The following is a 10,803-nucleotide window of genomic DNA, read 5'->3' on the forward strand; positions in this document are numbered from 1 at the left end:
CTCGACCGCATCTTCCTCGACTTCGATATACGGCGGCGCGCGGTCGAACCACTCGCGGGTGGGCCCGGACGCGGACCGCGTCTCGGCACCGCATAGCCTCGTGAGGTCCCGGGCTTGCGACCACCCGGCAGACACGACCACTATCAGTCCCGCTCTTCCGTAGCGACCTCACCCGGCCCGGACCGATATGCATCCCACGAAGGACTCCCTGATCGACATCGTCGGCGACGCGCGCAAGGGAAGAGTCGTTCTCCCGGAGTTCCAGCGGTCGTTCATCTGGAACCGAAGGCAGATCGAGGAGTTGGTGGTCAGCGTCCTGAACGAATACTTCATCGGTTCACTCCTGACCCTCAACGTGGTCCCTGACAACGTACCCTTCAGGCCTCGCATCATTGAGGGCGTCGAGGACTCTGTGCCACACCCGGCGACGATGATTCTGGACGGCCAGCAACGAGTCACAAGCATTCACTACGCGCTCTACGGTCCCGACATCAACCTCAAGGGCACGTCCTTCCCGTATCGCTTCTTCCTGAACATCGAGGCAGCCATCAACGAGCGATGGGACGAAGCCGTGTTTAGCCTCCCGGCCTACCAGAAGTCGGTGCCCGCTCTCTTCGACCAACCTGACCGGCAATACCGTGAGAGTTGCATGGCACTCAGTGCTCTAAGGAGTTGGGAAGCCTGGATGGATTGGCACAGCGGCTATCGTGACTACCTGACAAAAACTGACCGGTTAGACAAGCAACGGCTGGACCAACTCACGGCTTCGGCGAAGCGATTCCTGAACTTCCAGGTGGCGGTAATCTCGCTACCCCAGAGTACACCACTCCCGATGGTTGTCGAGGTCTTCGAGAGGATAAACCGCACCGGTGAACGCCTCGGAGTGTTCGAGCTTCTCACCGCTCGTTTGTGGGGAGATGGAATTGCGCTTCGCGACCTCTGGGACAACGCGATAGAAGAGCACGCTCGTCTCGCTGCCGTGTCGGATCTCAAGAGCGAGCGCTATCCCACGTTCGCCCTTCAGGTACTCGCGCTGCTTCGCGGCAAGGAATGCAAGCGGAAGGATCTGATTCTCCTGGATGGTGCGTCCTTCGAGGAGGATTGGCATCGCGCTACGGGCGCGATCGAAGCCGCGCTCGAGCGCCTACAGTCTACGGCCTCCGGTGGATACGGCATGGTCCCGCGCGTCAGTGCGCCATACTCCACGATGGTGACGCCGCTCGCCTTGATGCTACACCATGTGGACAACTTGCCCGCGTCAGTTGCAGCGGCCTACGACAAGATCGACCACTGGTACTGGAGTTCAGTTTTTCGCGGACGCTACGGGGGCTCTACGGAATCCAAGAGCTACCGAGACGTGAGCCAGGTCAAGGCGTGGATCGGAGATGACAGGGTCGTTCCCGAAGCTGTGCCGACGCACCAGGACGAAGTCAAGCGGGAGCTGACGAACGTTCGTTCGGGTGCGGCCTACCGGGGGATCCTCTGTTTGGTCGCGCTTCGCGGCGCTCAGGACTTTTTCACGGGTCAATCAATCGAGCTACACGACCTCGACCACCACCACATCTTTCCGAAGGCGTTCCTCAGGACCTCGCAGGTCGCAGCAGATCAGCAGAACACCGTGTTGAATCGGACCCTCATCAGTGCCGATACCAACCGGCGGGTCATCCGCGCAAAGCGCCCATCCAGATATCTCGCGGAGATGGAGGCGGACCTCGGTCGAGAACGCGTGCGTGAAGTCCTGGCGAGCCACTTCATCGACGACTCGGCCATCAAGGCCATGCGCGAAGACAACTACGACCGCTTCCTCTCTGCGCGCGAACGCGCACTCCGGGCTGAGATTGTGCGCCGGTGCGTCCATTCTACGATAGGTGCCGTAGTCGAAGCCGATGAGGGGTTTGTTGCTGGCCAGGAGAACGCACGACTGGATCGCCTCGAAACTGCCCTCCGAGATCTGATTGATGAGTTCCTACATGAGATGGCGGGTGATAGGTACTGGCGACAACTCATACCGCCGGACATCCGAGCGGGTGTACACAAGAGGCTGCAACTGGAACAGATGCTCCATCCTCGGGGCGACGGTGCCCCTCAAGTGACCCACCGCGATCGACTCGATTTCTGTGACTTCTCCGACTACGCCCAGATCATCCTGCAGCGGAACGTGTGGCCGAGCCTCGAGCCCGTGTTCACGCGCCGCGGTGAATTTGAGCGCCACGCCACGTCCCTCCGCCGGTACCGCAACGGCCTCAAGCACGGTCGCGAAATTGAGACGGTCGACCATCTTTCCGGCGGGGCGGCGATCATCTGGTTCGAACGGGCCATTGGCGAGACGAGGTTTACTGATCGCGTCGTCGCTGAAGAGGAAGCTACGGTTGAGGACTGTCTTCGTGTGCTGACTCGCCGGACCGTGCCGCGCGGTCAACGTGAGCTGTACCAGGCGCTCGTCAGAGCTGGCCCACGTGGTTTGACGGCGACCGAGCTAGTTGGACAGATGGCCAGGGAATCGTCAACTCTTGGCGGCATCATGGGTGCGCTGGGGAAGCGAGTGAACAAGACCCCTGGTTTCGGAGCAGCGAATAAACCCGGTGCTGAAATGCTGTTGGACACCGCCGAAGACAGCGAAGGCCAGAGCCGCTACAGCCTCACGCCAGTAATGGCCGAAGCGTTGCGAAAGTTCGCACCCGCGTGGATTTCGGAGTCCGATCTTTCGGTGTTCGACGCGGCGCCGGCGGAGTTGATCGGTCGAGGTGAAGCGTCGGGGCAGACTGAACGGACTCAGCACAAGCAGCAAATCACAGAAAACCAGCAGGTTTACTTGCAATTCTGGAGGGAATTCAAGGCATTTCTCGAGAACAACTCGACGACGTTGCGTTCCCGGGAGCCGAAACCGCACTACTGCACTGGTTTCGCGATCGGTCGCACGCACTTCGAAGTCCTAGCAGTCGCGGCGTTCTGGAACGCCCACGACCACACGTACGAGAGTAACGAGTTACGAGTAGAGTTGATCGTCGGTAGCAAGGATGCATACCGACACTTCGAAGTGCTGAGGAGACGGAAGCGTGAGATCGAAAAAGCGTTCGGGTTCCCAGCTGCATGGGACCAGACGCCGGAGAAGCAGAGGTGCCGTATCCTTGTGCGTCGAACCATCGATCTGTCTGACCGGAATGCATGGTCCGATTTCCATGCCTGGCTCTTGAGGCACCTTGAGGCGTTTGATCGCGTGTTGCGCCCAATGATTGCCGAGCTCTAGCCCGACTCGCCGCTCGCATCGTCGGCCACCAAGCTCACCCGCGCCACGGGATGCTTGCCAGGTAACCCAGCGTTCCACCATCCTTGCGCGTCGGCCTCCACAAGGATCGATACGGACACCACCGGTAGAACCAAGACTCCAGACATGCCTTCTCCCACGGTGCTCACCCCCTCTTCCTCCCACCCCGACCTCCCCGAACGCGATCCTCGCATCGGCGAGATGGTCCGCGTCCGCACCCGCCGCTGGCTCGTCGAGGATGTCACGCCGGCCCCCAACCCCGGCGAATCCTCCCGCATCCGCCTCGCCTGCGCGGATGACGACGCCCAGGGCCAGGAGCTGGAGGTCTTCTGGAAGTACGAACTCGACCGCGCCATCCTCGACGACGAGCCTTGGTCCGACCTTGGTGAGCGCGGTTTCGACCGGCCCGATCAATTCGCTGCGTTCCTCAACACCCTCCGCTGGAGCTGCACGACAGCCACTGATCCGTCTCTGTTTCAGGCCCCATTCCGGGCCGGCATCAAGATCGAGGCATACCAGATGGAGCCCTTGCGGAAGGCTTTGCGGCTCCCGCGGGTCAACCTCTTTATCGCGGACGACACGGGCTTGGGGAAGACCATCGAGGCCGGGCTGATCGTCCGCGAACTACTCCTGCGCCGTAAGGTCCGAACCATCGTCGTGGCTGCGCCGCCCTCCGTGCTTGAGCAGTGGAAGGCGGAGATGGAGGAACGTTTCGGAATCATCTTCGAGATTCTGGATCGCCAGTACCTTGCCCGCATTCGACGCGAGCGCGGCTTCGGGACGAACCCGTGGTCGACACACAGCCGTTTCCTGGTCTCCCACAGGCTGCTTGCCGACCCCACTTACGCCGATCCGATGCGGGCGTGGCTGGGAGAGATGCGCCCCGGCAGCCTGCTGGTCCTCGACGAGGCGCACCACGCTGCTCCGAGTCACGGAGGCCGCTACGGCATCGAGTCCAAGTTCACGCGCGCGGTGCGCGATCTTTGCAACCGCTTCGAGCACAGGCTGTTCCTATCAGCCACGCCCCACAACGGGCACTCGAACAGCTTCTCTACGCTCTTGGAGCTGCTTGATCCGCATCGGTTCACACGGGGCGTCAAGATCAGGGGCAAGGCGGACTTGGAAGCCGTGATGGTTCGGCGCCTCAAGGAGGACATCCGCGCGGAGGTGGGGGGCTTCCCGAAGCGCGACGTCAAACCCGTGATCATCGACGGGCTGCCGGAAGATGCCCCCGAACTCGTGCTGTCCCGTTTGCTCGACGACTACCGGAACCTGCGCGACCGCCGCTTTGCGAACGCGACCGCGCGTGGCCGGGCCGCCGCAGGGCTCCTCGTGGTGGGGTTGCAACAGCGCCTGCTTTCCTCGATCGAGGCTTTCGCCCGAAGCTTGAAGAGGCACCGCGAGACCGTAGAGAGACACTGGGCCAAGGAAGCTGAAGCGATCAAGGTCCAAGCCGTAAGGGACCGGCGTGCAAGCGTGGACGCCGGCTTTCTCACGACCACCGGAGCCGACGACGATTTCCCCGACGGCGCAGGGGCGGGCACCGAGTCCGAAGAGGATCGCGACTTGGCCGCCGACGCCGAGGCGACCGAAGCAGCCGAAGAGGAACTCCAGATCGAGGCTGCCAACCGCGAGGCCGAGGGCGAACTCCCGAAGGATGCCACCGCTGAGCAGATCTGGCAGGAAGAACTCCGCCTCTTGGACCGGATGCAGGAGGTGGCGGAGGTCGCCCGCACCCAGCCGGACCACAAGACACACCGTCTGATCGATTGGATCCGCGAAAACCTGTGTCCAGGCCTGCCAGCCTATGGACTCCCGGTCGTGGGCGAGCTGCCCCAGTGGAACGACCGCCGTGTGCTGGTTTTCACCGAGAACCGCGAGGGAACCAAGCGATTCCTCAAGAAGGCTCTGGAGAGCGCGATCGAGGGCACGGACCGAGCCGACGAGCGCATCGAGGTCATCGATGGGTTGACAAGCGGGCCGCGCCGCAAGGAGGTCCAACGCCGTTTCAACACTCCGCCAGACCGGGATCCGCTACGGATCCTCCTTGCCACAGATGCCGCCCGGGAGGGACTCAATTTTCAGGCGCATTGCGCCGATCTGTTCCATTTCGACCTTCCCTGGAACCCCGGCCGGATCGAGCAGCGCAACGGGCGCATCGATCGGAAGCTGCAGCCCGTCGACGTCGTCCGCTGCCACTACTTCAAACTGCCTCAGCGCCATGAGGACCGAGTGCTCGAGGTCCTAGTCCGAAAGACCGGGACGATCCGTCGCGAACTCGGCAGCCTGGGCAAGGTGATCGACGAGGATATCGGCAGACGGCTCAAGGGCGGGATCCGGCGGCGTGACGCGGCGGCGCTGGCCACCGAACTCAAGAACCTGGACCTCAACGCCGACAGAAAGCGAGTCGTCGCCGAAGAATTCGAACCGGTCCGCGAGCGACAGCGAGCCCTGCAAGTGCAAATCGAAAAATGTCGCCACCTGCTCGAGCGATCGCGCAATTGGGTGCGGTTTCAGCCGGAGGCGTTCCGCCGGGCCCTGTCTTGCTCTCTCAGCATCCAACGCGCTGGGCGCCTGAAGCAGGAACGGGACGAGAGGGGCCGAAGTGTGTGGCGGTTTCCAGAACTGGACGGCAGAGTGGCGTCGGATCCGTCGTGGGCCGCCACGCTGGACACGCTTCGAGTGCCCATCAAGCGAGGCCAGAAGCGTTTGGAGTGGAGGAAAGAGGCACCGATCCGACCCGTCGTGTTCAAAGATGCGGGCGAACTGACGGAGGATGTGGTCCACCTGCACTTGGAGCAGCGAGTGGCCCAGCGGCTGCTTGCCCGGTTCCGCGCCCAGGGGTTCGTCCATCATGACCTTTCGCGCGCATGTCTGGCGCATGTTGCCGACTCGGTGCGTCGCGTCGTGCTTCTGGGCCGGCTATCCCTCTATGGGGAACGTGCGGAGCGACTGCACGAGGAGATCGTCACGGTCACGGCCCCCTGGAAGGAGCCCCATCGCCGGAGCGGGCCGCTCACTCGCTACGCGCTTGACGCGGAGCGGCGAACGCTCGCTCTCCTGGATCGGCTGCTCAAAGCAGGACGTCGTTCACAGCCGAGCGAAACCGTCCGCCGCCGGCTCCTCGCGTCTGCAGAACGGGATGTTGCGGAATTGCGGCCACAACTCGAACCTAGGGCAAGTGAACTCGCGCAGCGCGCTGCCCAGAAGTTGCGCGACCGAGGCGAGCGGGAAGCGAAGGAGCTACACGAGACCTTGTCGCGCCAAAGAGATCGAGTGGAAGCCGAGCTCGCGAGGCATGAGGCCCAAACTACGCAGCTCGCGTTGGATCTCGACGCGGCTGACAAACGGCAGCTTGAGGCCAACAAGCGCTCGTGGCGGAATCGGCTGGGTCAATTCGAGCGGGACTTGGTGAGAGAACCCGACCGAATCCGCCGCTTCTACCGTGTCCGCGCCAGCCGAGTGGAGCCCGTGGGTCTCGTGTATCTCTGGCCGGAGACCGGGTAGTTACGATGGCAAAGAAACCCTCCCCCTAGGTTAGGGATCACCTGGAGTGGCTCGGCTTCATCCAGCCGACCGGATTGGTTGTCTCTGCCCACGCGCTCGTTCAGGCAGGCGCGATTCTGAACCGGCAAGACATCGAAGGCCAGCGGCTGCTCCGGGAGTGCGTCCAAGAACGGTCTTTCGGACTCGACCGGGAGCCTGAGCCTTTTCTGCACGACTTCCAAGGCTTCGCTAGAGCCGTCCTGAACTGGAGTTTCTCGCCCCAGGGATATGCGGGAGGGGATTGCTCACCAATCCCCTCAGAACTCGAACTCGCACTACCCGAATACGGCGGCACGCTCCACCCCAATTTCGCGGTCAAAGAGCGGAATCCCACTGGCGGAGACCCGCCTTGGCAACTGCTGGTTCAAGTCGTAGATCCCGAGACCGAATTGGATCGAGTGGTGGTAAAGGGTGGCCTGGAAGCGTCACCCCACGGTCGTTTAGAGCGTCTTCTTCGCGGCGCGGGGGTCCCTGCGGGCATCCTTTTCGACGGTCGCGTCATTCGTCTGATCTCGGCTCCTCGCGGAGAAAGCTCCGGGTGGATGGACTTCCGGGTGAACGACATGCTGCCCACGGCGGGGCGACCGCTCTGTGCAGCGCTGCGCCTGTTGCTCTCCGAGACAAGGCTTTTGGCCTTGCCCCAAGAGAAGCGCTTGGCGGGCCTGCTGGAAGCCAGCCGCAAGTACCAGAACGTCGTTAGCGAACGTCTGGCTGAGCAAGTGCTGCACGGACTCTACGAGCTGCTGCGGGGATTCCAGTCGGCCCACCAGAAGTCGCAAGGCAGGCTCTTGAAGCACGAACTCGAGCAAGATCCCGACAACGTGTACCGCGCCTTGCTCACCGTCATGCTGCGGCTGGTGTTCCTCCTCTACGCGGAGGAGCGCGACATGCTTTCACGGGACGACAGGTTCGTCGAACACTACTCGATCGGGGGACTGTACGAGCGCCTTCGGGAGGATGCCGGCGTGTACCCTGACACGATGGATGACCGCTACGGCGCTTGGGCGCAGTTTCTGGTGCTCTTCCGCATGGTCCACGACGGGGCGACATCAGGTGAGATGCGGTTGCCCCGCCGGCATGGCGATCTCTTCAATCCGAGCCGCTTTCCCTTCCTAGAGGGATGGCATGGCAGCGGCGCACCGCAGGTCAGCCAGGCAATCGAGCCACCGCTGGTACCCGACGGGACGGTCTACCGTGTCCTCGACAAGCTCCTGGTGCTGGATGGCGAGCGGATTTCCTATCGGGCTCTCGACGTGGAGCAGATCGGATCCGTCTACGAGACAATGATGGGGTTCCGATTGGAGGCCGCGACCGGGCGATCGGTGGCGATCAAGGCCCAGAAGAAAGGCGGCGCGTCGACGACGGTTGACCTGGAGCAACTGGCGGATGTGGGACCTCGTGCACGGGCGAAATGGGTGCAGGACCGTACTGAGCGGAAGCTGACAGCGGCCGTGACCAAGCCGCTTGGAAAGGCGACGAACGTGACGGACCTGCACGCGGCGTTGGCGAAGGTTGTCGATACCGCAGCTACCCCTGACTTGGTGCCCCGCGGTGCATTGATCCTGCAACCGAGTGACGAAAGGCGGCGTTCCGGGTCACACTACACGCCCCGGGCACTGACTGAACCGATTGTCAAGAAGGCCTTGGAGCCGCTTCTGGATCGGCTAGGAAACACGAATGTTCCGACGCCTTTCGAATTGCTTGATCTGAAGATCTGCGATCCAGCGATGGGATCCGGGGCGTTTCTCGTCGAGACGTGCCGTCAACTGGCAGAGAAGCTCGTGGGAGCATGGAAAGTCCACGGCGGCCGCCCGGACATCCCAACCGCCGAAGACGAACTCGTGTTCGCACGTCGTCTGGTCGCACAACGATGCGTTTACGGCGTGGACCGCAATCCGATGGCTGTCATCCTCGCAAAAATGTCTCTTTGGCTGGCAACCCTCGCCAAGAACGAGCCACTGACTTTCGTAGACCATGCGCTCCGGGATGGGGACTCGCTGGTGGGACTCAAGCGCAGACAGATAGCAGCGTTCACATGGAGCAGGGGTGTGTTCCAACCGGAGTTGGGCATGCGCATAGACGATGCGGTGGACGACGCACAGGTGTGGCGCGGTGAAATCCGGAGAGCCGCGCGGGATGTGCCGCAAAGGGAACTGGAAGAGATGTGGCGGGAAGCGGACAGGGTGCTGGCAGAGGTCCGATTCTATGGTGACTTCGCGGTCGAAGCATTCTTCTCGGAGGCGAAGCCTGCCGCGCGGAACCGGCGGAGATTGGAGCATCTGGCAGCCGTGCAGCGCCGCGAAACGACGGTCCAACGAGAGCGACTCACAGACAAGCGAAACGGCCATCCACCGCTCGCCCCGTTCCACTGGGAGATCGAGTTTCCCGAGGTCTTCGACCGCGACAATCCGGGATTTGACGCGGTTGTGGGGAACCCTCCGTTTGGAGGGAAGAACACGGTGGCTGTCTCGAACGTTTCAAACTACCCGCGGTGGCTGAAGCAGCTCCACGAAGGGAGCCACGGGAACTCGGATCTGGTCGCACACTTCTATCGGCGCGCGTACGATTTGCTTCGTCGACAGGGAACGTTTGGTCTCATTGCAACGAACACGATCGGCCAAGGAGACACGCGTTCGACAGGATTGCGGTGGATCTGTCTGAATGGCGGCGAAATCTATCGGGCGCGAACTCGAGTCAAGTGGCCAGGGTTGGCCGCCGTGACCGTGAGCGTCGTGCACGTTGCGAAGGGGCAGCTACCGATACGGAAATGGCTCGATGGCAGGCCTGTCGAAGAGATCACCGCATTCCTATTCCACGCTGGTGGCCACGATGATCCGGCTAGGCTCAAGGCCAACGCTAGGCAGAGTTTCCAAGGCAGTATTGTCTTGGGAATGGGATTCACCTTCGACGACACAGATGCCAAGGGTATCGCGACTCCGTTAGGCGAGATGCATCAGCTCACCCTGACGAATCCTCGGAATGCCGATGTGATCTTTCCGCACATTGGCGGCCAGGAACTCAACACTAGTCCCACTCACAGCCATCATCGTTACGTGATCAGTTTTTGGGATTATCCTTTGCTTCGGGCCAGACTGGAAAAGGAATGGCGAAATGCGAGCGGGGACGAACGTTTGAAGTGGTTACGCCAAGGGACGGTTCCTTCTGACTACCCAGACCCGGTAGCGGAGGATTGGCCAGAATTGCTGTCGATAGTCAGGGAGAAAGTCAAACCGGATCGTGATCGGCAGAAGCGCAAGGCGCTCCGTGAACGGTGGTGGCAGTATGCCGAGAAACGTCCAGGACTCTACGGTGCGATTGCCGATCTAGACCGTGTCTTGGCGATCTCACAAGTGAGCCAGTACGCCCCATTTGCGTTCTTGCCCACAGGTATGGTTTACTCGCAGCGCCTCAATATCTTCCCGTTTACTCAATACGCTGTATTCTGTGCGTTGCAATCCCGGCCTCACGAGATCTGGGCGCGCTTTTTCGGCTCAACCTTGGAAGATCGCCTCACCTACACCCCTTCCGATGTCTTCGAGACCTTCCCATTCCCGCGCAACTGGACCACCGATCCCACGCTCGAAGTCGCTGGTGAAGCCTACTACAACTTCCGCGCTGACCTCATGGCAAGGAACAACCAAGGCCTCACGAAAACCTACAACCGCTTCCACGACCCCGAAGACGACGATCCGGACATCGCCAATCTTCGTGCTCTCCACGAGGACTTGGACCGAGTCGTCCTCGACGCCTATGGGTGGACCGACGTCCCAACGGGATGCCAGTATCTTCTCGACTACCCCATCGATGATGAGGAGTGGAGTCCCAGAAAAAAGAGGCCCTATCGCTATCGTTGGCCAGACCACGTTCGTGACGAGGTTCTTGCCCGCCTGATGGAAATGAACGCCCAGCGCGCCGACGAGGAACGCCGTGACGCGACGCGGTAGCCACCTCCCAACCTTTCGAATGACACACCGATGATCGATTCTTCGACC

At 61.7% G+C, this 10,803-nt stretch carries 3 protein-coding genes; all 3 read left to right on the plus strand.

Annotation, left to right across the window (positions count from 1 at the left end; translation table 11 throughout):
* Positions 1 to 187 precede the first annotated feature (187 nt).
* The 3 genes from OXU32_05665 (at position 188) to OXU32_05675 (ending at position 10,755) form a co-directional block, all read left to right on the plus strand.
* The gene (locus tag OXU32_05665; GenBank protein MDE0073454.1) at positions 188 to 3,247 is read left to right on the plus strand and encodes a DUF4268 domain-containing protein; all 3,060 of its coding nucleotides are present in this window, start codon (positions 188 to 190) and stop codon (positions 3,245 to 3,247) included.
* Positions 3,248 to 3,391: 144 nt separating this feature from the next.
* Positions 3,392 to 6,772 (plus strand): DISARM system SNF2-like helicase DrmD, encoded by a 3,381-nt coding sequence (gene drmD, locus OXU32_05670; GenBank protein MDE0073455.1) that lies wholly within the window; start codon positions 3,392 to 3,394, stop codon positions 6,770 to 6,772.
* 602 nt (positions 6,773 to 7,374) lie between these two features.
* Positions 7,375 to 10,755, plus strand: a complete 3,381-nt coding sequence (locus tag OXU32_05675; GenBank protein ID MDE0073456.1) for an N-6 DNA methylase — start codon at positions 7,375 to 7,377, stop codon at positions 10,753 to 10,755.
* Positions 10,756 to 10,803 lie beyond the last annotated feature (48 nt).

Source organism: Gammaproteobacteria bacterium (assembly GCA_028819075.1).
Taxonomy (GTDB): domain Bacteria; phylum Gemmatimonadota; class Gemmatimonadetes; order Longimicrobiales; family Gaopeijiaceae; genus BD2-11.